Annotated in this window: 12 protein-coding genes; 4 read left to right on the top strand and 8 right to left on the bottom strand. The window is 66.0% G+C overall.

What is annotated here, in order from left to right; translation table 11 throughout:
• Positions 1-226: 226 nt before the first annotated feature.
• The 4 genes from gnpA to llg_RS13825 are packed head-to-tail and all read right to left on the bottom strand — an operon-like array spanning position 227 to position 8,686.
• Positions 227-2,437 (bottom strand): 1,3-beta-galactosyl-N-acetylhexosamine phosphorylase, encoded by a 2,211-nt coding sequence (gene gnpA / locus llg_RS13810; RefSeq protein ID WP_338285259.1) that lies wholly within the window; start codon positions 2,435-2,437, stop codon positions 227-229.
• 5 nt (positions 2,438-2,442) lie between these two features.
• Positions 2,443-5,394 (bottom strand): LamG domain-containing protein, encoded by a 2,952-nt coding sequence (locus tag llg_RS13815; RefSeq protein WP_338285260.1) that lies wholly within the window; start codon positions 5,392-5,394, stop codon positions 2,443-2,445.
• Between the two features lie 38 nt (positions 5,395-5,432).
• Positions 5,433-7,418, bottom strand: coding sequence for a hypothetical protein (locus llg_RS13820; RefSeq protein ID WP_338285261.1), 1,986 nt, complete (start codon positions 7,416-7,418; stop codon positions 5,433-5,435).
• 5 nt (positions 7,419-7,423) lie between these two features.
• Positions 7,424-8,686, bottom strand: a complete 1,263-nt coding sequence (locus llg_RS13825; protein WP_338285262.1) for a Gfo/Idh/MocA family oxidoreductase — start codon at positions 8,684-8,686, stop codon at positions 7,424-7,426.
• Between the two features lie 132 nt (positions 8,687-8,818).
• Here llg_RS13825 and llg_RS13830 point away from each other — a divergent pair, with 132 nt between their 5' ends.
• From llg_RS13830 to llg_RS13845, 4 genes are all read left to right on the top strand, one after another.
• Positions 8,819-9,727, top strand: a complete 909-nt coding sequence (locus tag llg_RS13830) for an AraC family transcriptional regulator (protein ID WP_338285263.1) — start codon at positions 8,819-8,821, stop codon at positions 9,725-9,727.
• A 361-nt stretch (positions 9,728-10,088) separates the two neighbouring features.
• Positions 10,089-13,955: an autotransporter-associated beta strand repeat-containing protein gene (locus llg_RS13835; RefSeq protein ID WP_338285264.1), complete on the top strand. Its 3,867-nt coding sequence runs from the start codon at positions 10,089-10,091 to the stop codon at positions 13,953-13,955.
• A 773-nt stretch (positions 13,956-14,728) separates the two neighbouring features.
• The gene (locus llg_RS13840) at positions 14,729-18,295 is read left to right on the top strand and encodes a hypothetical protein (protein ID WP_338285265.1); all 3,567 of its coding nucleotides are present in this window, start codon (positions 14,729-14,731) and stop codon (positions 18,293-18,295) included.
• Complete coding sequence (locus llg_RS13845; RefSeq protein WP_338285266.1) at positions 18,292-18,996, top strand: hypothetical protein; 705 nt, start codon at positions 18,292-18,294, stop codon at positions 18,994-18,996. The genes llg_RS13840 and llg_RS13845 overlap by 4 nt, the downstream gene beginning before the upstream one ends.
• Positions 18,997-19,006: 10 nt before the next feature.
• Here the strand turns inward: llg_RS13845 and llg_RS13850 are convergent, their stop codons facing one another.
• The 4 genes from llg_RS13850 to llg_RS13865 form a co-directional block, all read right to left on the bottom strand.
• Positions 19,007-19,678, bottom strand: coding sequence for an oxidoreductase (locus llg_RS13850; RefSeq protein WP_338285267.1), 672 nt, complete (start codon positions 19,676-19,678; stop codon positions 19,007-19,009).
• Between the two features lie 9 nt (positions 19,679-19,687).
• Positions 19,688-20,686: an AraC family transcriptional regulator ligand-binding domain-containing protein gene (locus llg_RS13855; RefSeq protein ID WP_338285268.1), complete on the bottom strand. Its 999-nt coding sequence runs from the start codon at positions 20,684-20,686 to the stop codon at positions 19,688-19,690.
• Between the two features lie 88 nt (positions 20,687-20,774).
• The gene (locus llg_RS13860) at positions 20,775-21,620 is read right to left on the bottom strand and encodes an oxidoreductase (protein ID WP_338285269.1); all 846 of its coding nucleotides are present in this window, start codon (positions 21,618-21,620) and stop codon (positions 20,775-20,777) included.
• A 177-nt stretch (positions 21,621-21,797) separates the two neighbouring features.
• Positions 21,798-24,755: a two-component regulator propeller domain-containing protein gene (locus tag llg_RS13865; protein WP_338285270.1), complete on the bottom strand. Its 2,958-nt coding sequence runs from the start codon at positions 24,753-24,755 to the stop codon at positions 21,798-21,800.
• Positions 24,756-24,899: the final 144 nt, after the last annotated feature.

Here is a 24,899-nt window from a genome sequence, read left to right on the forward strand (position 1 = left end):
ACCGTGATCCGCCCCTTCCTTCCTGGGTACATGCAACATGCGGGATGGTGGTCGGTGGGGGTGCTCCCGACCGCCATTCCATCCCGGGCCACGTCTTTCCTTGCGGATGAATTGGGGAATTTCCGCCCGGCATGGTTTCGCCGGACGTAAGGAGGAAAATCCCGCCGCTTCCTTTCCCGAGGGAAATGGAGCGGCGGGAACATCCCGAGGAACCGCGCAAGGCGGATCAGGTCGAGAACCAGACGCTGCCGAAGGGAGCGAGCTCGACCGAGGTGCCACGACCGCCGCCGTCCAGCACGGTGGTGGTGAGCGGGGAGGGGGAGTTGTTCACGATCACCAGCCGCCGGGTTTCCGGATACCACGCGCAATCGGTGTGCGGGTGGGTGGAATGCCAGCGCTCGAGCGCATCCTCCTTGTGGGCGGCCCACACCAGCGCGCGCAGCAGCAGGCGGTAGTTGTCCAAGGTGGCGGGGAGACCGGCGAAATAGACGGCGCGGCCCTGGCCGCAATCGCGGGCGGAGGCGAGGACATGGCCGCCGGGGCCGGTGGCGAGCACCTGGGTATCGTGGAGCACGGGCGCGACGTGGCTTTGGGCGGTGCCGAAGTCCAGCTCCAGCGGTTCGCCGCCAAGGATGAAGTGACCGGGGTCCGCGCTCCATTCGGCGACGGGCCGCTGGCCCGGGGACTGGCCGGTTTCCTGATCGACGCCGAGCACGTCCGCGAGCTGGAACACGCGTCCGTTCGCCAGGCAGGCGGAGGGTTCGCGCACGCCGATGAAGCCGCCGCCCTGGTGGACGAAACGGCGGATCGCCGCGACGATGGCGGGCTGCAACCAGTGGTCGCCACCGGACTGCGCGGTGCCGGTGTCGCCGTCGTTGATCACGACGTCCACGTCGCCCGGAATGCCGTGCGCGAGCACATCGTCGAACGACAGGAAGGCGACGTCCACCGGCAGTCCGGCCAGGCATTCCAGCAGGTAACTGCGGGCCAGCAGGAACATGTTGTCGCTGTAGGGGACGGCGAATTTCTGGTCGCGGCCCTCCATGGGAATCCAGGACCGGCACGCGCCCCAGGCATTGAGGATGGCGACCTTCACGGGAATCCGCCACGACCGCGTGCCGCCGGTGACCTCCAGCAGGGTGCGGAATTCCCGGGCGATGTCCGCGACGTGGTCGACGAAGGCCGGGAAACGGGCCGCGAGGCTGAGGTAACCGCCGTAGCCGATCCGGTCCACCAGCCCGCGCAGCAGCCCGCGGCGGACGTTCGCCCAGAACAGTTGCGAATCCCGCAGCGGTTGCCCGCCGTGGTCGTTGAAGGTGTCCGGGAACAGGTACGGGTAGAACCGTAGTTCCTTCACCTGCGGGCCGGGGGCCTCCGCGCACCGGCGGGCGACCACACCGCCCTCGCAGGCGTTGATGTGGATGTCGATGCCCATCTCCTGGAAGCCCGGCAGGTAGGGTTCCATGCCGATCCAGTGGTCTCCCCAGAAGATGGCGGCCTTCTTGCCCGCGCGGTGGATGCGGTCGGTGAGATCGCGGCCGAAGCGGACGATGAACGCGTGGATGTGGTCCATCCACTGGCGCTGGCGGACGGTGGGCACCCGGTGGGTGTTCCGGTAGTAGCCCGCGTCGACGAAGTCCTCGCTGGTGGGGCGGTAGCCGTGCTTCGCCTCGAAATCGAGCAGGGCGGGAATGCTGACGGTGTCGGCGTAGCCCTGGCCATCGAAGTAGCGGGTCTTGCCATCGGCCCCGCTGTCGATCGGGAAATGGTAGCACAGCGTGGTGAGGCGGACCACGGTGGTGGCCGGGTGCTCCTCCAGCCAGCGGTCGAACCACCGCATCAGGTGATCGTAACAGGCGGGGTGCCACGGATCGACGCTCATGATCGGATCGCACGTCCAGCCGTTGGTCAGATGGTTGTGCATCGAGGTCGAATCCCAGATCTGCTGGACCAGGAAGTTCACCGTGTACTGGTGCCAGGGCGTGATGTCCCGGAGCGTCACCGTTCCGGCGGCGGGATCGAACGACCACTGCGGGCCGGGGACCTTTTCGCCGGTGGTGCGGTCGTGCACCTCCCACCAGGTGGCGGGATCGTTGAGGGTGTCGATCCGGTACTTGCGCGCGTCGAATCCCGCCATCGGCACCAGCACCAGCGTGTCCGAAACCGCGGTGGCGGGATCGGAGCGGAGGAACTTCCGGATCAGGAACTCCGGGTGAGCGCGGACGAACTCCTGATCGGCGCGGGTGAGGCAGACGGTCGAGAAAATGTCGAAGCCCAGTGCGGTGAGGGACGGGGACAGCTCGGTGCCGTCGGAATCGCGGATGGTGTCCGCGCCCCAGCGGGTGGCGAGCTCGAGCACCAGGTCGTCCTGGCCCGCTTCCGTCGGCAGGGTGAAGCGACCGGTGGCGGGGATGTCGGGGATGAAAGGCTGGATCATGGGAGTCATTCGATCACGTGCCAGGTGTAGCCGTTCGGCGGGAGCTCGACGGTGACCTTGAGGTTGCAGTCCCGGTCGAGCGGGACGGTGCGCGCGTCACCGTCCTCATGGCGGATCGAGGCGGTGTCGCTCAGGCCGGTGTAGTAGAGGGGGACGCTGATCTCCTTTTTCACCGGCTGGTCGAGCGGGTTGAACACGATCAGCATGCCCTTCTCCTTGCCGCCGGGATTGACGTGCAGCGTGTAGTCGAGGTCGCGGCCGTCGGGACGGCGGAGATGGATGATGTCGCCGAGGATGACCTCGCGGTGGCGCTGGTACCAGGCCATCCATTTCAGCAGCATCGCGCGGCTTTGCGGGCCGTCGTAGAGCCTGTGCCCGCGCACCCACACCTGGGCGCCGGAGGAGAGCATCACGAAGAAGGTCCGCTCATACTTGTCGAGGCTCTTCTCCATGCCGCCCGGCAGCACGCCGGTGTTCAGGTTCACCCAGCCCATCTGCGCGGTTTTCTGCCAGGTGGCGTCGAAGATGTACTGGCGGTAGATGACGGTCTGGAGGGCGATGTCGATGTTGTCGGTGGCCTCGCGGTAGCCCATGCCGGTGCAGGCCTGGCCATTGAGGAAGTACCAGTCCGGCACGGTGAGGTAGAGGTTCCGGCGCTGGCCTTCGTGCAGCACCTTGCACATCCACGACCACTGGGCCCACTGGGAGTCGGCAAGTCCGCGGTGGTGCGGATGGTCGGTGGCGGCGCAGGGGTCGCCGTGGTAGGGGCCGTCCGGCTTGAAGGCGCCCATGCCGGTGGCCTCGATGGTCTTCCACATGTTGTCGTAGTACATGTCCGCCCACGCGCTGGCACCGCAGGCGCTCTGGCCGAACATGCTGCCGGGCTGCTTGCTGACCGGATCGATGCAGTTGTAGTTGTCCTCCTTCGATCCCCAGCCGTGGGAGGCCATCAGGAGCTGGTAGGCACCCACGCGGATGCCCTTGGTCTTCGCGTAGTCGCAGATGGCCTTCATCGACTGGACGTTGCCTTCGGAGGTGTCCGCGTAGTTGAAGCCGCCGGGGTGCTCGGGGGCCTGGAGTTGCTCGAAGCCGATCTCGGCCATCTGGTCCATGAGCGGGCCGAGGATCTTCATGTCACGCGTGACCGGCGCGTGGACCTCGAACATCTTCTCGTTCGTCTGTGGCGCGAGCTTCCGGTAAAAGCGGCGCAGGGCGAGCAGCTTGCGTTCGCGGTCGGTGGAGTCATTCAGGATCTCGAAGGTGCGGAAGGCATCGAACGATTCGCCCGGCTTCACCAGCCAGTCCGGTCCGGTGGGGGGCAGGCTGAGGAGCAGGGCGTTCTCCGGATCGTCCAGCACCCCATCCTCGGCCTGGTTGAGCGTGGCCATCGATCCCCACTGCGGATCACGGAGGAAGCGGGTGGTGCCACCGCCGTGATAATATTCTTCGAAGTCGGCCTTGGTGCCGCCGGTATGGATGCCGAGGGCGCTGCCGCTGGCACGGGAATTGGCCAGGGCGAACGAGTAGTCGCTCTCCACGTGCAGCATCGCCGAGTTCGTGGGCTGGACGGCGAGGTGCTCGCCTTCGAAGCGGGTGACCACGACATCCCGCCCGGTGCGGTTGATGAAGCGGAACGTTTTCATCATCACCGGAATGCCGTCGTAGATCTCGTAGCTGACGGCGACGCCCGCGCCCTTGTAGGGGCTTTCCTCCGGGGCGGTGAACTGGAAGGTGATGCGGCGGCCCTTCGCGGGCCACGCGATGTTTTCCGGGGCATTGCATTTTGGTCGCCACTCGTAGGGCTTCACGCACGCGCCGGTTTCGATGCCGGTGAGCCGGAAGCTGCCCGGCTTGGCATGGAGCATCGGCAGCCACGACGGGCTGAGGAACGCCTGGTCGGGCGCGCCGGTGAGGCCGCCGATCTCGATCCAGTTGCCATCGAGGCAAATGCGGGCCTCGGGTTTGACGGCGCGGATGAACTCGATGTCCCGGTCGACGCGGCGCATGCCGATGCAGCCGAGACTGCCATCCGCGATCAGGAAGGTGCGGTTGACGATGCCATTGGTGAGGAGCACCTGCGCGCTGCGCCCGTCCTGGGCGGGACGGATCTGGAGCGAGGACGGCTGGTCCGGGGGCGAGATCAACCAATCGGTGCCGGTGGGCTTTTCGATGAATGCCGGCACCGATTGGAGTCCGGGCGTTTTGACGAGATCGCTCACGAATTGGGTTTGTTTCGCGATCTCGGCCGCCTGGAGAACTTTCATTTTCCCTTCATCGAGGAGTAGGTCGGTGGGGGCGAACTTGCCCGGCTCGAAGGAGGAGACCCGCGCCTCGGAGATCCAGCCCTTGAACGGCTCTTTCCCCGGTGCGGTGGCACCCAGGGAGAAGTTCGGCTTGCCGCCGCCGACGTTGGGGAGCTGGCAGACCTTCACGCCATCGACCCAGCCGCTGCATTGCCCGCCATCCCGCACGATGGCGAGGTGGGTCCATTTCCCGGCGGTGACTTTGCCAAGCGTGGTGTCGCCGGTGCCTCCGACGAGGACCTTCCACTGGTCGCCGTTCTGGGCGATGAGGAAGCCGCTGCCGCCATCGCCATTGGCGAGGACGGTATGCCAGCCGCCGTCATTTTCCTTCGTGGCGTGGGCCCAGACCTCGATGACGAAGCGGTCGCCGGAGGCGAGGTTTTTCGGGGCGTTGTAGCATTGGTCGTCCGCCTCGAAGTTGAGCGAGGAATCGGACACCTGGCGCCGGGGCTCCGGGCTGTCCGACATGATCTTCGGAGATCCCTGTCGGGTCAGGATCGGGGCGTCCTTGATTTGGCCTGCCAAGGTGGGCGGAGCGGCGGTATCGCGGATGCCGCCCTGGCCTTGGAGATTGTAGTGGGCGAGTGGCTGGACTTCGGCGGTGGCGGCCTGGACGCAAGCGAGCAGCGCCGCGAGGGAACAAACGGACTTCATGGGGCAATGCGTGGGAATCGATTGGACAAAGGAAAGGGTCAGGCGGCGTCGGAGCGGTCGGTGGCCACGGAGCCATCTTCCGCCGTATCGGCGGAACCGGTGCGGAGCAGGTGGAACATGGTCTTCAGGTCCCTGATCCCGCCGATGCCGAGCCAGGCGGTGGTGAAGACCAGCAGGCCGAAGAGGGCGCAGAGGTAGATTTTCCAGAAACCCGCCCACTCGGCATTGCCGATCCTGCCGGCCACCGCGAAGGCGATCATCACGACGCAGGCGGCGAACCAGACGAAGATCCAGCCCATGAGCAGGTAGACCGTCAGCCGGTCGCGGGTGGTGAACTCCGGGGTGATGCCGCAGATGCGCTTCCACAGCGGGATGCGTTCATCCGAGGCGGCGGTGGACTCGCCGCGGTGCAGGAGCCGGTCCAGATCGAAGGACACGCCACGGCGGGTGGCGAGGGACACGCCCACGTAGGCCAGAGTCGAGACCACCATGGTGAAGAGCAGCCACCACTGCGGATTGAGCTCGAAGGCATGTCCGGCCACGGAGAACCGGAGCGGGGCGCCGAACCATTTTTCCCAGCCCTGCATGATGGCGAAACCGCCGAGGCCGAGCACGGCACCCACGCCCATGGCGGCATAGGCGCCGCGGGTGTTGCCCTTTTTCCAGTAGAGGCCGCCGATGAGGATCGCGCCGGAGCCGCCGAGCCAGAGCGTGTTACTGAGGGCGAAGTACATCAGGATGCTCTCCGTCTGGCGGTAGAGGCAGCCGAAGAGAATGGCGAAGGCGGTGACGCCGAACATCGAGAGCCGCAGCCAGCGCAACTGGCGCTCCGGAGCGGGCGCGGTCTTGCGGAAGGGCATCACCACGTCCTGGACGAAGATCGAACCGAAGGAGTGGATGAAGGCGCTTTTGCTCGAGATCATGGCCGCCACCATGATGGCGAGGAAGAGGCCTTTCCCGCCGACGGGCAGGATGAAGGCCAGCGCGGTGCTCACCGTCATTTGGCCGCGGACGGCCGCGCCGTGCTGCTGCTCCAGCACGTCCAGCCAGGCCTGGATCGAGTGGCCGAGCGTGGCGTGGGCCGGGTGCTTCAGCGCCGTCTGGGCGGCCAGCACCATCACCATGAAGAACAGGCACAGCGTGTGCCAGCGAAGTTGGGCCAGCACGTTGCCCATGCGGCCCTCGTGGGGCGTGCGCGCGGCGGCATCGAAGGCCTGGCCCTGGAAGTTCGAGAGGCGGGTGTAGAACATGCCGATCGAGCCGATCAGGAAGTACCAGAGGTTGAAGTCCCTTACGTTCGACGTGTGCACGGGATCGAGCAGCGAGGCATCGGCGGGAGCCTGGTTGAGCACCGCCAGCACTTCCTGCCAGTTCAGCCAGGTGAAGCCCACGACCAGCACCAGCAGGATGGCGGCGACGTTGATGAAAAGGCCCTGGCAGAAGTCCATCACCAGCACCGTGACATGGCCGCCGTGGAAGACGAACAGCAGCGTCACCGCCATCATCACCGCCATCAGTAGCGGAAACACCGGCATTTGCATGCCGCCGAGCGCGAGGTGCGCGGGCAGCCCGCAGAAGCACGAGATGAAGTGCGCGCTCACCGCCGGATAGATGCCGAAATTGATCATCCCGGCCGTCCACGCGACGATGCCCGCGGTGACACGCACGCCGCGGCTGTAGCGCATCTCCAGGTACTGCGGCACGGTCATGGCGCGGGTTTCGCGGAAGCGGTACACGGCCCAGCCGGAGACGGCCATTAACACGGCCAGCGGCGGCTGGATCATCAGGCCCCAGCCCATTCCCGGGAAGCCGCCGACGTAGTAGAGCTCGAACATGCCGACGATGTTGATCGCATCGATCCAGACCATGCCGGCGGCGATGGTGAGGAGGTAGCGTCCGGCGCAGCGGCCGCTGACGAGGAATCCGGAGACGCTCTTCGACTGGCGTCCGCTCCAGATCGCCATGCCCGCGAAGAGGACGAAGGCGGCGATGACAATGAACCAGTCCGGGCTTTGCAGATGCATGGAGGTCAATGGGGCGTGGGATGGGAAAGATAGATCGCCAAGCCGGTCCGGGCCGCGGTGTCCGCGGCGAAGGCGATGAGGTGGCCGGCCATGAAGTGATGGTTGTCGTACGGGCCGGGAGCGGTGAATTGTTCATGCAGGGTGGCGATCAGCGCGTCATCACCCCCACCGTGCCCCACATAGCCGTTTCCGCCTGGATCTTCCACCTCGATCTCTTCCACGCGGCCGTCGTGGTGGCGGAGTTCGAGACGGTGTTCGATGCCATCGGCGTGCATGGATCCCTGGAGGACGGCCTCGGTGCCGTGGATGCGGATGCGGCGGCCCTGGTCGAAGGCGGTCATCAACAGTTGCGCGGTGACACCGGAGGCGAAACGCAGCGATACGACCTGATGGTCCGGCGTGTCCTGATCGCAGTGGTAAACGCAGCGTCCCCAGTTTCCCTGGCGCAGCCACTCCAGGATGTCCGTGTCGCTGGCGGACGCCCAGCCCGACATCACCTGTGGCAGCCACGGTTGCTTCTTGTCGGTGAGGTAGCGTTGGGCCGCGTAGGCGCAGCCCCCGTTGGCATGGGGGCACGGATCGGTGCAGCGGGCGGTGGCTCCGGCCGGGGCATTTTCCGGGCGGAACCACTGGTTGCCCGCGAAGCTGGAGACCTCCACCCATTCCGAATCCACCAGCCAGGACAGGATGTCGGTGTCGTGGCTGCACTTCGCCACGATCATCGGCGTGGAATCGGTGCTGCGTGACCAATGGCCGCGCACGAAGGAGTGGGTGAAGTGCCATGGCTCCACGCCTTCGGTGGCCTGGATGCTCACCAGCTTTCCGAGCGCGCCGCTGTCGATCACCTCCTTCACCTTCCGGTAGAAGGGGGTGTGGCGGAGCACGAAGCACAGCACGATGCGACGGCCGAGCGAGTTGGCGAGCTCCACCAGCTCGTGCACTTCCACGGCGGTGCAGGCGGCGGGTTTTTCGAGGAGCAGATCGTATCCGGCGTGCAGGGCGAGCTTCGCCTGGCGGTAGTGGAAACGGTCCTGGGTGGTGATCACGGCCACGTCCCCGAGCTTGCCCGCGGCGAGGAGTTCCTCACCGGTATTGAATTCCATCACCGCTTGGTCCGGGACCAGTGCCAGGACGTCCGCGCGCTGGCTGGCCACCGGGTCGGCCACGGCGGCGGTGGATAGGGCGGATGGGTGGCGCGCGGCGGCCTCGGCATATGCCTTTGCCCGGGCCCCGCAGCCGATGAAGCACAGGCGCAGGGGTGGTGCCACAGTTCCTCCTGGAGAGGTTGCCGGGGGAGCGGGGGATTGGGCGTTCTGGAGCATCCGTCGATCCTACGAAGATGCGGGGTTCAAACACTGCTACAGACTTGCATAGGCTTGCATACGCATTTAACAAAGGGAATGCAAGGAACGAGTCTGAACGCTGGCTATGGACAGCCGAGCTGCACGGTGATCCCCGTCACCAAAACGCGGGCGTTCACAGCGCGCAGCTATTGCGAGCCCAGCTATCGGTTCCTGTGGCACTACCACCCGGAGTGGGAGATCACGTTCAACCGCAGCGGGCGCGGCACCCGGCATGTGGGGACCTCGGTGGAGAAATTCGGAGCGGGTGACCTGGCGATGTTGCCGGGGAATGTCCCGCACACCTGGTTCTCGAGCAAGAACCAGACCGAGGAGACGCGCTGCACGGTGATCCACTTCCTCCCGCAGGTGTGGGGCGAGGCTTTTTGGACGCTGCCGGAGGTGCAGGCGTTCCATGACCTGTGCCAAAGCGCGAAGCGCGGCGTGCGCTTCTCCGGCAAGGGCGTCGAGGAGGTGGGACGCATGATGGAGGCGCTGGCGGAGAACGATGCTCCCAGCCTGGAGACCTTCGCCGACCTGCTGCGGATTTTCTCGAAGCTCGCGGGCCTCACCGTCCATTCGCTGCATGCGGTCGACGAGGGGAAGTCGGCGTGGCAGAACCCGCGCCTCGACGACCTGCTCGCATGGATCGAAAGCCGCATGGCCGAGCCCATCACCCAGCAGGAGGCGGCGGAACGCGTGAGGATGTCGCCCGCGGCATTCAGCCGGTGGTTCAAGATGCACATGGGCTGTGTCTTCAACCGGTATCTGAACGAGATCCGGGTGGCCAAGGTGTGCTCCCAGATCGCCCACGGCCGCCTTTCGATCACCGAGGCGGCGTTCCAGGCCGGCTACAACAACCTCTCCAACTTCAACCGGCGTTTCCTGGAGGTCACGGGGCTGACCCCGAAGGCCTTCCGCACCCAGATCCAGGGCCAGCCGGTCATCGAGAGGATCCGCAGTCTCTGAGGTGTCTTTGGGTGATCCGGGGCTGAATCGACATTCAAAGAGGATGTCGGGTGCCTTTCTGCCAAAGCAATACGAAGGTCGATTCAATCCGGGTGGGCGAAGTGGGCTGTTGAATGGGTATTGGATAAGATGCGAGAAATGGTTTGGTTTGTGGATGTTTCGGATGGGTCCGGTTAACTGAGTATTGAGTTTATTTCAATGAAGTAGGAGTGGGGAAATGAGGAGGCGTGCATAGTTCACGATAAGCGGGACATCCATTCCCCACCTGTCGGGCAGGTGTTCCGCGGTCCAATTGCGTTGAACTCATCGCCTCCCATACTCAATGAAACCCCGCGTATTCCGTGATCTGATTGCCCCCCGAATGGTCTCCTCCGCATTCGGTTCCGCCCTCATGCTATGTGTCGCCAACGCCGCATCCTTGACCTGGGATGGCAACGGCTCCACTGCCCCGAACCCCAATGGCGGCACCGGCACCTGGGATGTGGGCACGAACAGCAACTGGTGGGATGGCTCCACCAACACGATCTGGCCCGCGAGCGGCACCGACAATGATGCGGTGTTCGACACCACCGCCGGCACCGTGACCCTGGCCTCCGGCGGCGTGACGGCGAACGATCTGACGTTCAATGTGACCGGTTACACGGTCACCGCCAATGCCCTGATCCTGAACGGCACCACGCCCACGCTCACCGCGGCCAATGGCGTGACGGCGACCCTCAATTCGCTGATCGTCGGCGGTGGCATCGTGAAGTCCGGTGCGGGCACGGTGGTCCTGGGCGGCGCCAACTCGGCGCTTTCGGGAGTCACGTTGAGCCAGGGAACCTTGCAGTCGAACAATCTCGCTTCGCTCGGCACCGGCACCGTGACGCTCGGTGACGCCAATACCGGAGCGAACGGCCTGACTCTCTTTTACAACGCCGGGAACACCTCCGCCGTCAACGTGGTGGTGTCGGCGAACGGCACCGGCACGGCGCTCATCAAGTGGTCGCAGGATGTGCTCGGATCGAGCGGCAAGACGACGAGCTCCGCCAACGATCTGCAGTTCACCCTGAACCGCGCGGTGACCTTCCAGTGCACCTCCGGCGGCAAGCAGATCACGCCGTTCATCACCGGTGGAGTCGGCGCGGGCAACACCGCGATCACCGTGAGCGGTGGTACCCAGGTGACCCTCACCGCGGCGATGAACGCGGCCAACAACGCGGTCCAGGTGAACAACTTCACCGGCAATATCCTGGTGACCGGCAACACCAAGCTCCAGCTCCAGAACCGGGCCTACCAGGTGGACAACGCGTCCTACTGGAACGGTGCGATCCCGGACACCTCGTCGGTGACCATCGATACGGGTTCCACCCTGTTCCTTGCCCATGGCAATGAAACCATCGATGGCCTGAACGGCAGCGGCACGTTGACCCTGGATACCCAACAGAACGGCCACGTGTTTTCGGTCGGCGGTGGCAATGGCAACGGGGTCTTCACCGGCAGCTTCTCGACCTCCAGCACCAAGACCGCCATCGGCTTCGCAAAGGTGGGCACCGGCACGCAGGAGTTGTCCGGTTCCGGGATCTCCTTCAACCCGCCGACGACCCTGACCAATGGCACGCTGAAACTCACCAACACCACCGGTTGGGCGAGCAACGTCGCGCTCAACGCCACCAACGCGGTCACGCTCCAGGTCAATGCCGCGCTGGCGGCGGATTCGTGGACGTTTTCCAAGCTTCTCACCGGCGGCTCCACCTCGGCAAAGATCGAGAAGACCGGGGCGGGCACCGTGGTGCTGAATCCGGCGGCGAGCAGCACGTTTGTCGGTGGCGCGAGCGACGCGCTGACCGTGACCGGCGGCAAGCTGTATGTGAACGCGCCGTTCACCACCGCACCAGCCGCCACGGTGGCGTCCGGCGGCCTCCTTGGCGGCAGTTCGACCGTGGCCACGGTTTCCGTGGCGGCGGGTGGCGCGGTCGAGGGCGGGCAGGCGGGCACCGGCGTGCTGACCGCGGACAACCTGGTCTTTAGTGGAACGGGCACCGTGGTGTGCAATCCCTCCGCCACCACGGCTCCCGTGGCGGTGACGAACACGCTGGCGACCGGCGGAGGCGTCGGCTCGGTGGTCGTCAGCCCTTCGACCATTCCCGCGGTGGACGGGGCGTACCACTTGGTCCAGTTCGGTACGTTCGGAGGTTTGGCCACGGACTTCCGTTTCTCCTCCCCGCCGCGGGCGATGACGATCCAGCAGAACGGCAACTTCATCGACCTGGTGGTGAGCAACGCCGGAGCCGGCTATCCGGTCTGGACCGGCACCGGCAGCGGCGAGTGGAGCTACGCCTCCGGCCTCTCCAACTGGAAACTGTCCACCACCAGCGCGGCGACCGATTTCCTCTTGTTCGACAATGTGCTGTTCGATGACTCGGTGGGCGCGGGCAACACCAATGTCGATGTCTCGGTGGCCGATCTCCAGGCCGGCACGATGACCTTCAACCACAGCGCCGTGAACTACACGCTCGGCGGCACCAAGGACATTGCGAGCGGAAGCCTCGTCAAGACGGGCACCGGCAAGCTCACCATCACCGGTGCCTACACCTATCCCGGTGGCGTGCTGTTCGGCGGCGGCCGCGTTTCGGTGGCCGCTGAAACCGCGCTGGGCACCGGCGCGCTGACCTTCGATGGCGGTATCCTGGAATACACCGGCGCGAATGCGACGTGGAGCCGCGGCGCCACGATCAACGCGGGCGGCGGTGCCCTCGATGTCACCAGCTCCGGAGCCACGGTGACCCAGTCCGGCGTGCTGGCAGGCACCGGTTCCTTCACGAAGCTCGGCGCGGGCACGCTGACCCTCACCGGGGCGAACGCCTACACCGGTGGCACCGTCATCGGCGGCGGCACGCTGGCGGGGACCGTCAATGGCCTGAACGGCGGCGCGATCAGCGTCGCCAGCGGCGCGACCCTGACCTTCACCGGGAACAGCCAGACCACCACCAGCACGGTGACCGGCGCGGGGGCGATTCTCCAGAATACCGCGAACACCGTCCTCATCACCGGCGACCACACCGGGTTCACGGGCACGTTCACGCACACCGCGAGCGGCAACAACACGCAGTTCAACTCGGCGGTGTCCGCCAGCGAGAACGCGGCCTACTCGATCACGGCGGGTGAGCTGATTTTCGCGGGCACCGGCGACTACACGGTGAAGTTCGGCTCGCTTTCCAGCACGGGCGGCAACATCCGCGGCTCCGGCAGCGGTACCGGCACGGCCACGCTGGAGATCGGCCACCTCGGCACCAGCACCTCCATCGCGGGCAACGTGAACAATGCCACCGCCAAGATCGTGGCGCTGCGCAAGGTCGGTGCGGGCACACTCACCCTGACCGGCTCGAACAGCTACAGCGGCGGCACCACCATCGCCGGTGGCACGCTGCGCCTCGGAAACGGCACCACTGATGGCATGCTCACCGCCGCCACCGGCGTGACGAACAATGGCGTGCTGGCCTTCAATTGGACCACGGCGCACACCGTGGCGAATGTCATCAGCGGCACCGGCAGTGTGACCAAGGATGGCGCGGGCACGCTCACGCTCACCGGCACGAACACCTACACCGGCGGCACCACCGTCAATGCGGGCAAGATCGCGGTCAATGGCTCCTCGCTCGCGGACAGCGGCACGCTCGTCATCACCGGCGGCCAGGTCGATGTCACCGGCACCGAGGTGGTGGACAAGTTGTTCATCGGCACCACCGCCGCGGCGGCCGGCACCTACGGTGCCACCGGCTCCGGCGCGGCCTTCATCGATGACGCGCACTTCACCGGCACCGGCGTGATCAGCGTGACCACCGCCGGCAGCCCGTACGATGGCTGGGCCGCGGGCAAGGGACTGACGGCCACGAACAACGGTCCCACCCAGGATCCGGATCATGACGGCGTCCCGAACCTGATGGAATACGTGCTCGGCGGCGATCCGCTGGTTTCGCTGGCGTCCATCCTGCCGGTGCAGTCGGATGACGGCTTCAACATCGTGCTCACCTTCTCCCGCAGCGATGCCTCGGAGTCGGAAGTGGCGTTGAATGTCCAGTGGAGCACCGACCTGTCCACGTGGACGGACATCCCGGTGCCCGCCACCACCTCGGCGGACGCCTTCATCCAGGAGAATGGTTCATCCGACGACACGGTCAGCGTGGCCGTTTCGAAGAGCCATGCGGTGAATGGAAAGCTGTTTGTCCGCCTGAAGGCGACGAAGTAAGGGATCGTTTGATCTCGTTGTGGAAGGCATCAGCCGCCGGATGGTGGCTGGTGCCTTTCCGCGTGATGGGCCCGGGTTGAATCGGCTCTGATGTGGAGTGCGGCGAGTCATCGCCGCTTTGAGCGGAGGCGAGACATCGCCGGGGGCAACATCTGCATTTGCCAACCCGTTCCCACGTTCCAGAATCACGTCCTCCCTGGTTGCCGCTCCTCTTCCGCAGCTCAGCTGCAAATCCCGTCGATTCTCTCCGGCACCCAAAGCGGCGATGCCTCGCCGCTCTCCAAATCCAGAGCCCTCCTTGGAGGATTTTCCACCCCGAATGAATGATGGCCGGGGAGCAAGCCCCCCGGCCATCCTCGTTCATTTATTGCATCATGTACCCAGGAAATCTTGTCCGTGAGCATCCCGCAGGTTCGCCCTTGGAATGATGGGAGAGTGTCATGGAATCGGGTTGCATGCATCCACTGGATTGATTCAATACGGATACCAATTTAACAAAGTGTCCGGTTTGAGGTCGTTCGGGTCTAGCGGTGTGGTGGGAGGTTGATTGCGGTTGGGATACCGATGGTTCTTGAGTGGCGAGCGGTATTGATCGTTTTTTGCTTTTTGGGAATGGGGGTGTGGGATGGAAGGCGGGTGTGGGGCGTTTAGTGGTATTGGATTGATGGATTTGGTGGTGCTGGTTTGATGGAAATCGGGGGGTGTGGAAGATAGTATCATAATGAAATCAAGCGCGGAGAGGTGCGGGGGGGGGATTTGGTTATCGTGGGAGCATGATTTCCCGGATATCTTCCCGGCTGTCGCGGGAGCGGCGTGGATTCAGCCTGATGGTGGTGCTGGTGATGATGGTGCTGCTCGCGGTGCTTGCACTCGGCTTGCTGCAATTGTCCGCGATCACCCTCCGCACCACGGAGCAGCAGAAGTGGCGGGCGGAGGCCCGTGCCAATGCCAGGGTGGCGTTGATGATGGGCCTGGCCCAGCTCCAGAAGGAGATGGGACCGGACCAGCGGGTGAGCGCTCCGGCGGGAGTCCTGGATACCGATCCCGAGACGCCGGAGGTGGATGGAGTTGCCAATCCCCGGTTCACCGGGGTGTGGCAGTCGGGCGAAGAGGTCACCGTGGACAACATGGATGCCCGTCCGAAGAACCGGACGGAGGCCTTCCGGTCCTGGTTGGTGTCCGCACCCGATCCGACCGATTTCAACTATGCGGCCAATACTTCGCTGGCGAGCGATGCCACCGCGCGGATCGCGGCGGGTGGGGGCTCGGTGAGCGATCCGGCGGACCAGGTGCGGGTGCCGGTGATCCGGAATGACCAGGGTGGATTCGCGTGGTGGACGTCCGACAATGGCCAGAAGGCCACGCTGCGTGCCCCCGATCCGGAAAAGAACGGCGGAGCCCGTGACGTGGCCGATACCCTGGCGGGTTCCCGGCGTTTCAATCCGCTGGGCCACCACGTCTCGGATCCGGTGATGCCGGACACCCTGGAGAAGCTCGGGAAGCTCCCGGACATGTCCACGATCGACGTGGCCGGTGCCACCCCGGGCAATGGCGACCTGGCGTCCCGGCGCTATTTCCACGACCTCACCACCCAGAGCGAGTTCCTCCCGGTGGATGTCACCTCCGGAAAGCTGAAGCGCTGCATGAACCTGTGGCTGGAGTGGCTGGAGGAGCAGGGGCAGGCGGAGGCGGCGCGGGCCGGCACCCTGGGGCCGAATGGCGGCGTGAACCGTGACTACCGCTTGTTCTCGTGGGACCAGCTCCGGAACGCGATGAGCTACTCGAAGAACCCGGCGATGCTGGCCTTCGATCCGAAGGGCCGCCCGCGGGTGACCGCCTACCGGCAGACCGGGTTCAGGGGTGGCCGCGATGACATCGAGGCGAATCCCTCGATCGAGCGGGACCGCTGGCGTCTCCAGCCGGTGCTGCTCAAGAACCTCTACGTGGTGAGCTACTCCACCGTGCAGATGACCGCGCCCACCGATCCGAACAAGCCGCTCGCGCTGCGCCTCCACATCTATCCGATCGTGGTACTGTGGAATCCGTACAACGTCGACCTGGTGGTGCCGGAGTACAACGCCGGTTCATCGCCCATTCCGGTGGTGTTCAACATCGATGCCGGCGGGCAGACCACGACGGTGGACTTCGTGAAGCGCAACGCGACGATCTATCCGGCCTTCGGCCCGGAATCGCCGCAGAAGTCCGCTTCCAACCTGGTGATCCCGGCCGGTGCCACCCGTGTGCTGTATCCCGAGAAGTTCGACCCGTCCCATCCGGAGTACCACCGCAACCGGTTCCCATACGACTTCTACTTCTGGATGCAGAACAAGGCGTTCGATTGCGGGGCGAATGGCAACTACGGTGGTCCGTTCTTGAACCTGAAGAACGCCGGCAACACCTCCTTCCAATCCAGTCCAGGCAGTGAAATCGCCGGAGGCGGGGGGGATTCGCTGCGGATTTCCGTGGTGCCGTCCGTCTCCACTCTCGGCAGCAATACCGGCGGCATCAGCCTGCAGATGGGGGGCGAGCACACGGACTGGCATGGCAACAACGGAACGGGGACGGATGATCTCAATACCGTGCTGCGGTTCGGCACCAGCACGGTGACGGGCTTCCGCTTCACCGCGACCAGCCCGCAGATCAGCGTGATCCCGGAGAGCGAGGTGCCGGTGCGCACCTTCGGGCAATTGCTGAACAGCCCCACGCCGCTGTTCATTTTCGAAACCTACCGGAAGCCGCTGGACGAGGAGCTTTTCCCCTCGAAGGACTGGTCGTTCTCGATGCCGTCCCATCCGGTCCACGCCAGCCCCTCGTCCCTGGCGACCGATCAGGTGACGCCGTGGTTCGAGGACGGGTTCACGTTCCGATTCAAGGCGGTGACCACGTGGATCGATGTCTCGAAGCGCATGCAGCTTCCTCCCAATCGCGATGACGAGATGTACTTCGGCACCAGTTATACCCCGGCGGGGCAATTGCGGGCGATCGCGCAGGAGATCCCGCTGGTGCCGCCGGTTTCGCTGGCGCAGCTGCAGCATCTGCCGCTGTTCGATTACCGGCCGGAGCCGAAGATTCCCGAGAATCCGTTCGGCATGAATGTGGACTTCAAGTTCCACCGCGGCCGGATCACCCAGTTCCCGCAGAACAACGCGATCGGGAACTCCTATGCCAGCCCGGGCATCCCGGCGCTCGCGATCACCGCGAAGGGCTGGCCCTACTGGGCTCATGACATCAGCCACCCGGACCCGGTCCGCTTCGACCGCTCCTACATCGCGAACAAATTGCTGTGGGACGGCTGGTGGTGCTCGTCGCTGTTCTCGCAGGATGGACTGTTCTTCCGGCAGTATGGCCGGTCGCGGAATCTCCAGGCGGTGGCCAACCAGTGGCTGCAGGGGAACCGCGCCCTGCCGGACGAGGCGTGCCAGCTTCGCACCGCGGAGCCTCCGGAAAGTGTCCTCGCCTCGCTGTTCGGCGCGGGAGGAAAGCTCAAGCCCGATGCCGCGGCGCGGTTGGCGGCCTTCGTGCGGATCAATGGCGGCTTCAACGTGAACTCGGTCTCGGCGAAGGCCTGGGAGCAATTCTACTCGCAGATGCTGTCCCGCCCGGTGGTGGTGATGGACTCGACCGAGGGCACCGAGAAGCCGGAGATTTCCCCGGCCCGCGAGGACGCGTTCACGGTCTCGCGCTTCACCTTCCAGGGCGGGCTGCCGGCCGAGCGGGCCAGCGGCAAGGAGATGGAGGACCGGTGGTGGAACGGCAGCCGCGAGCTGACCGCGGACCAGATCCGCGGCCTGGCCGAGGCGACCGTGCGCCAGGTCAAACGCCGCGGGCCGTTTCGTTCGCTGGCGGATTTCGTGAACCGCAGTCTCGCCGGGGATTCCACTCTCGCGTTGAAAGGCACCCTGCAAGCGGCGCTGGACGACACGCGTTCGAAGGTGAACCAACCCCTCGCCGGGATGTCCATGAACTACGCGTCCGGAGTGCCGCGGCCCCAGTATGCCTTCCCGGCGGCGGCGGAGGGTCCGCTGCGGCAGGGCATTCCGGGCTGGGTGACCCAGGCGGATCTCCTGCAGGTGGTGGGCCCCGCGCTGGCCCCGCGTTCCGATACCTTCACGATCCGCGCGATGGGTGAGGCCGTCGACTCGAAGGGCGAGACCCGGGCCGTGGCGTGGTGCGAGGGCGTGGTGCAGCGTGGCGCGGACTACCTGTCCCCGGCGGATCCGCCCGATCGGGCCGCGAAGGATCTGACCGACGCCTCCAACAAGATCTTCGGCCGCCGGATGGAGCTCGTTTCGTTCCGCTGGCTGACCGCCGAGGAAACCCGCGAAATCAAGAAAGCATGAACCCGATTCCGATTGTTGTCCGATGGTCCCTGTCCGCCTTGGCCTGCCTGTTGTGTGCAGCCGGCCAGGCACGGGCGGTGGAGGAACCCGTGGCGAGCATCCAGATGCTGGCCTTCAGCTACTCCGGGCCGGAGCGGTCCGTGCTGGTGGCGGACCCGAAAGGAGTCGCCCAGACCAAGGAGCCCGTTGCCCTGCCCACGAACCAATGCTCGCCGCTGCTGCGGGTCACCTCCCGGAATCTGGTGATCACCCCGGTGATGGAAGGGCAAGGCGGGAAGCAGGGGAAACCCGCGAAGGTGACGTTGCCCGAGGGTGGTCGTGAGTTCGTGCTGGTGTTCCTGCCGATCCCGGACGACCAGGGCGGTGGCTACCGGATCCAGGCGGTGGACCTGCCGGCGGAGCGCTTCAAATCCGGCAGCTATGCCTTCCTGAACTACTCGGACACGGAGATCTACTGTGGCCTGGACAACCAGAAGACCATCGTGGCTCCGGCCAAGGCGGGAATCCTTTCGCCCCAGCGGGCGGAGGGAATCGTCCGCGCGGCCTGCTACGAGAAATCCGGCGAGGGCTGGGGCCAGCAGCCGTTCTTCTCCGGCCGGGTGCCGGTGCAGGACGGGGTGAGGAATCTCGTGCTGGTGAGCCGTAATCCGCAGAACAACCGCATCGATTTCCGCGGGGTCGCGGACTACGTCACACCCTGACAGGCCGCGATCAGTAGCGTTGCAACTCCCCTGAGGAAAGGATCCGGGTGCCCTCGCTGGCGGGCACCTCGGCCAGCAGCGCGCGGGCGACTTTCTCCGCGGCGATCGGGCGGTAGTCACGCGGCAGCATCCAGCGGAGGGGTGTCATGATCGCCTGCGCGATCTTCTCGCCGGGGCGGCCGGGTTGGGCCAGCCGCTCGCGGTCTCCCAGCAGCAGGGAGGGCCGCGCGATCACGGTGGCGGTGGTGGCCAGGCCGGTGAGGGCGTCTTCCAGCTCGCCTTTGACGCGGTTGTAGAAGACCCGTGAATCCTTGTCGGCGGCCATGGCGCTCACCAGTCCGAACCGGCGTGCGCCCGCCTCGAAGGCGGCACGGGCCACCGCGAGGTTCGCATCGTGGTCGATGGCGCGGAATGCCTCGCGGCTGCCGGCGACCTTGATCGTCGTCCCCAGCGCGAGATACGCCTCATCGGCCGACGGGAGTTCCGGGAGCATTGCGAGATCGACGACATGCATCCGGAGCTTCGGATGTTGGAGAGGGAGGGGCCGCCTCGCGATGCAGTGGAGCTCCACCACCGATTCATCGCTGAGCAGGCCATTCAGCAAGTGCCCGCCGACGAGTCCGCTGGCTCCGGCGAGGATGATCCGGCGGTGCGCGCCGGGGATGGCTGGGGTGGGTGGCATGGGTGGAGTCTAGGAGGTGGCGAGTTTCCGCGCTTGTTCCGGAGTCTGCCCGGTCCAGTCATTGAAGGCGCGGAAAAAGGAACTCGGTTGCCCGAAGCCGATCAGGAAGGCGATTTCGGCCCCGGAGAGCCTGGTGGTTTTCAGATAGTGGCGGGCGAGCTTTTCGCGGGTCCGGTCGAGCAGTTGCTGGTAGGGCTGCTGTTCGTCGGCCAGCCGGCGCTGGAGCGTGCGCGGGCTCATGCCGAGCTTTCCCGCCACCGCGGCCATGGAGCTTTCGCCCGCGGGGAGCAATTCCAGCAAGGCCCCGCGCGCTCGCTCGGCGGTGGTCGCGGCTCCGGTCAGCGACCCGAGGTTCCGGCGCAGCTCGGGTTCGAAGAACCGCCACATCTTCTCGTTCACCGTCAGGAACGGCCGCGAGGCATCCTCCGGCGAGAAGACCAGGGTGAGGGACTTCGCCCGCTGCACGGCCCGGCCGAAGTAGCGGGTGTGCTCCTCCTCCGGCTCCAGCGGTTCGGGCGAGGCGACGTGCAGCGGATAGACGAGCGAGCGGGTGGCGAGGCGCGCCAACTGGACATGGAAGACCAGCTCCGCGGTCATGAGGCTTTTCGGCGGGGGCGTGCTGCCTTGGACGAACAGGATCTCCACCCGCGTCCCTCCGGTGCCCGGGGTGACGTGCAGTTCCACGGGGCCGATCAGCCGCTTGTAGCGCGCGAGGCGGCCCAGGGCGGTGGTCAGGTCCGGGCTGCACAAGGCGGCGAACAGGGGAGGATCGAACCACTCGACGGAAGCGGCCTGGCCGATGCGCAGGCCGAGCAGCGGATCCGCGGCCTCTTCTTCCAAGCCCCGCCAGAGCGCGAGGTAACCCTCGGCGGTGGTGGTGGCATCGGCCCGGACGAACAGGTCCTGCGGCAGACCGGCCCGCCGCAACACGCGGGAGGCATTGATGCCCAGGTCGTGCAACAGGAGCCGCCAGCCTGCATGCACCGGAAACAGATCGGATTTTCTCATGACAGGGAGGAGGCGCCGGAAAGGGATTCGCGGTCCCTCCGGAGTTATAGCCGCGGCACGGGCCCGCGCCAAGGGCGGGGAGGCCGGACTACTTCACCATCGACATGACCATGCGGTCGAACACCCGGTCGCCGAACCACTTGCGGATGAAGAGGGTCATCTTCGCGTATTGGCCGGCCGCGTAACGGGTCCTGGGGCGGCGGGCTTTGACGGCTTTGAGCACCACGCGCGCAATCACTTCCGGCGGCGATCCCGCGCCGTCGCGGGTGAACTTGTCGGTCGCGTCCGCGACGGTCCGCGTCAACTCCGCGTAGGAGGTCCGGGGCAGGTGCTTGCGCAGGCCCCCGGACATCACGCTGCCGAATTCCGTGCGGATGGTGCCGGGCTCGACCACCACCACCTGGATGCCCTTGGCGGCGAGTTCCAGCCGCAGGCAGTCCGACCAACCTTCCAAGGCATGCTTGGTGGCATGGTACCAGGCACCGAGCGGGGTGTAGACCTTGCCGCCCATGGAGGTGATGTTGATGATCCGGCCGGTGCCCCTGGCGCGCATCGCCGGGAGCAGGAGCTGGGTCAATCGGGCCAGGCCGAACAGGTTCACCTCGAACTGGCGGCGGGCGTCCTCGAGCGAGACGTCCTCGACGGCCCCGTAGAGGCCGAAGCCGGCGTTGTTGACGAGCACGTCGACCGCTCCGAACCGGGCTTCGATCTGCGAGGCGGCTGCCCCGATGCTGGCTTCCTCCGTGAGGTCCAGCCGGATGACGGTGGCCCCGAGTTGTTCGAGGCCGGTCATGGCTCCGGTGCGGCGGGCGGCGGCGATCACGTGGTGGCCGCTGGCGAGGAGCTTCTCGGCGATGATCTTGCCCATGCCGGAGGAGCCTCCGGTCACGAGGGCGACGGGTTGGCGGGTGTGGTGGGTGTGGTGGGTGTTCATGGCGGGCGCGGTGATGTCCCACCTTTATCCCCGGCGGGATCTCCGCGAAATCGCCCATGGCGCCAAACGAGTGCCAAATCACGCCATCCCATGGTCATCGGCTGCCAGCGCCGCATCCACGCGCGGACGCGGAGGGGAAACGCTGGGTCCGCGCCACCGCGCCACCGCGCCACCGCGTTACCCCTGTTCCCAATCCATCGGGATGCGCATTTCCACGGCGGTGCCTTCGCCGGGCGCGCTGGTGCGGGTACAGGTGCCGTGGACCTGCTCCAGGCGGCTGCGGAGATTGAGCAGGCCATCCGCGCCCACCGCGGCCGGGGTTTCGATGAACCCGGCGCCATTGTCCCGGATGACGATCATGCAGTGGCCGTCATCGATGATGACCTTCAGCGATACCTCCGAGGCCTTCGCGTGCTTGATGACATTGTGGAGGATCTCCTTCGAGGCGAGGTAGAGGTGGTGGCGCACGGTGGGCGGCATCGCCAGCGCGGGCACGGTCCCGGGCACGTCGAAGCGGCTGCGCAGGCCGGCGCTGCGGGCATAGTCCTGGACAAACGCGCCGAGGAACGAGACGAAGTTGTCGAGCGTGTCCTGGGTGGGATTGACCGCCCACACGATCTCATCGAGCGCGCGGGTGGTCTCGCGCGCGGTCTTGAAGATCTCCTTCAGATATTCGCCGGCGCGCTCCGGGCGGCGGGTCAGGTTCCGCTCCACGAGCTGGCTTTGCAGGGCCACCTGGGTGAGGCTGGCACCCACGTCGTCATGCAGGTCCCGGGCGATGCGGGCGCGCTCGTTGTCCACGGCCTGGCGGCGTTCGAGCGCCTCGATGCGGCGGGCGGAGCGCTTCCGTTCGGCCTGCCTCGCCAGGAACACGATCGAGCCGGCGAAGGCCAGCACCGCTCCGGTCATGAACCACCACGTCTGCCAGAAGTGCGGCGCGATCACGATCTGCACCGCGGCCGGGGTCTCGCTCCACAGGCCGTTGCCAGTGGAGGCCTCGACTTCGAAACGGAAAGTGCCCGGGCCGGGGTGGCGGTACTCGGCGGTGCGGCTGGTGCCGGCCTGGATCCAACCCGTGTCCAGGCCGTGCAGGCGGTTGCGGAATTTCAGGCGGTCCGGATCGCGGAAGAACAGGCCGGAGAACTCGAACTCCAGCCGCTCGATGCCCGGCGGCAGCTCGATCCGGCCATCCTTCACCGGGACCGGCGTGCCATTCGCGAGCACCTTTTCCAGATAGACCGTCGGGCGGGTGGTGTCCGGCTGGAAATCGTCCGGATAGAGTCGGAAGAAGCCGCGGATGGTGGCGAAGGCCCACGAGCCATCGTGGGTTTTCACGGGTGGCACGATGGTGCACTCCTCGGAGATGAGGCCGTTGGTCCGGTTGATGAGCAAGGGATGGAGATCGTCCACGGTGCCCGCGGCGAGGTTGGCGACTTCCTTTCCATCCACCACGGCGAGGCCCCGGTGGGTGCCCAGCCACAGGCGGCCCTGATCGTCCGAGGCGATCTGCGAAATGCTGTCGCTCGGCAGGCCTTCACGGCTGGTGACATTGATGAAACGATCGCCGAGACGCAGCGCGAGCCCGCCGCCATCCGTGCCCACCCACAGGTGCCCCTGTGGATCGCGGTAGAGCGTGCGGATCACCTCGCTGAGCAATCCGCTTTCCCGGCCGAGGCGGGTCCATTGTCCGCCGCGCATCCGGAACAGGCCATTGCCGCGGGTGCCCACCCACACGGTGCCATCGGGCTCCGCCAGCAGCGCCTTGATCGGCTCGCCGCCCCCGCCGTAGTCGACATGGGTCACCGAGTCGCCCTGCAACCGCAGGAGGTAGCCGTAGCCGGTGCCCAGCCACAGCCCGTCCGCCGTTTCCGCCATCGCCCAGACCGGGGCCTGGTGCGTGTCCGGGAGATCGTGGCGGCGGATCGGCTGGCCTGGCTCGGTGGGCCTCCACTCGTAGAGCCCTTTGGTATTGCCCATCCAGATCGCCCCGTCCGCCGCCCGGTATTCGAGGTTGGCGACGGTGCCTTCCATGAGATCCGGATCGCCGTTGAGGCGTGTGGCTTCTCCGTCCCGCCAGAGGAAGAAACCATTGCCCTGGGTGGCCAGCAGGAATTGACCGGGCTCGATCTCCAGCAGCCCGCCGAGATCGTTCGATACGCGGGAGGCGGGAACATTCACCGTGCCGAAGCGGATGGGCTGCTCGGCCATCCAATAGATGCCGTTGGAGGAAGTGAGCCAGATCTGGCCGTCGCGGGTGGCCCAGACGGTTTCCACCAAATCCGGGCTGTAGCCATTGGCGGCACGCGGGGCAATGAACGCCCCGTTCCGGAAGCCGAGGATGCCTTTCCGGAAGTAGGTGACCCAGATCGTGCCATCCGGGGCCGCGGCGATGGTGTTCACGGTTCCTTTCCAGCCGTCCGGCATGGGATGGGGCTGCCACTTGCCCTCCTCGCGGTGCCACAGGTGGCCGTCGCCAAAAACCCACGGACGGCCCGCGCCATCCAGGCAGAGGGCGGTGGTTTCCGTGGGGCCCCCGGGGTCGCCCAGCCAGCGGTTGTCCTGCCACTTCCGGAGCTGTCCCGAACCGAGGGCCCACAGGATGCCGTCCTTGTCCCTCGCCTGGGGCACGACGCGATCGGGGTTGGGTTCATTCTCCCCGGCGCTCACGATCCGGGTGCCATCGAAGTTAGCCACGCCGCCCAAGGTGGCCACGACGAGGTTCCCCGCGTGGTCGATGCCGAAACCGGTCACCCAGTCCGAGGGCAGGCCATCGGCCTTCATGTAGGTGCGTTCGATCCGGCCGCCCCTCAGGACGCTCGCGCCGCCCCCCACGGTGCCGATCCAGATCGCACCGTCCGCGGTTTCCCGCAAGGCGGTCACCACCGGGGCCTTCAGTCCATCCCGCAGGCCGTAGGTTTTGAACGTCGCACCATCGAAGCGCACCACCCCGGCATCAGTGGCGAGCCACACGAAACCATCCCGGGTTTGCAGGACGGAGCGGACGCGGTCGTGCGGCAGGCCGTCACGCGTGTTCCAATTGCGGAACAACATGTCCACCGGAACCACCGCGGGGCCCGCGGCGATGACCGAATGTGCCCCCATGAACAGGAGGAGCACCAGCAAACGGAAGGACATTGTGAAAAGATCGCAAAAGAACACGGTCCTTTGCAAGCCGGTCGTGGCGGCAACGTCCATGGGCAGTTTTACCAACCACCTGCCCCACTGCGGACGTGCAGGCTCCGGGCCTCCGTCACTTGGACACCGCCGGCGGAGGAGGGC

This window comes from Luteolibacter sp. LG18 (genome assembly GCF_036322585.1).
In the GTDB taxonomy this organism is placed as follows: Bacteria; Verrucomicrobiota; Verrucomicrobiia; order Verrucomicrobiales; family Akkermansiaceae; genus Luteolibacter.

Excerpts from the sequence above, each read along its gene's own strand:
- llg_RS13840 (WP_338285265.1), top strand. The coding sequence starts at position 14,729 with ATGATTTCCCGGATATCTTCCCGGCTGTCGCGGGAGCGGCGTGGATTC.
- llg_RS13820 (WP_338285261.1), bottom strand. The coding sequence starts at position 7,418 with ATGCATCTGCAAAGCCCGGACTGGTTCATTGTCATCGCCGCCTTCGTC.
- llg_RS13860 (WP_338285269.1), bottom strand. The coding sequence starts at position 21,620 with ATGAACACCCACCACACCCACCACACCCGCCAACCCGTCGCCCTCGTG.
- llg_RS13845 (WP_338285266.1), top strand. The coding sequence starts at position 18,292 with ATGAACCCGATTCCGATTGTTGTCCGATGGTCCCTGTCCGCCTTGGCC.
- llg_RS13855 (WP_338285268.1), bottom strand. The coding sequence starts at position 20,686 with ATGAGAAAATCCGATCTGTTTCCGGTGCATGCAGGCTGGCGGCTCCTG.
- llg_RS13815 (WP_338285260.1), bottom strand. The coding sequence starts at position 5,394 with ATGAAGTCCGTTTGTTCCCTCGCGGCGCTGCTCGCTTGCGTCCAGGCC.
- llg_RS13830 (WP_338285263.1), top strand. The coding sequence starts at position 8,819 with ATGCAAGGAACGAGTCTGAACGCTGGCTATGGACAGCCGAGCTGCACG.
- llg_RS13835 (WP_338285264.1), top strand. The coding sequence starts at position 10,089 with ATGGTCTCCTCCGCATTCGGTTCCGCCCTCATGCTATGTGTCGCCAAC.
- gnpA (WP_338285259.1), bottom strand. The coding sequence starts at position 2,437 with ATGATCCAGCCTTTCATCCCCGACATCCCCGCCACCGGTCGCTTCACC.
- llg_RS13865 (WP_338285270.1), bottom strand. The coding sequence starts at position 24,755 with ATGTCCTTCCGTTTGCTGGTGCTCCTCCTGTTCATGGGGGCACATTCG.
- llg_RS13850 (WP_338285267.1), bottom strand. The coding sequence starts at position 19,678 with ATGCCACCCACCCCAGCCATCCCCGGCGCGCACCGCCGGATCATCCTC.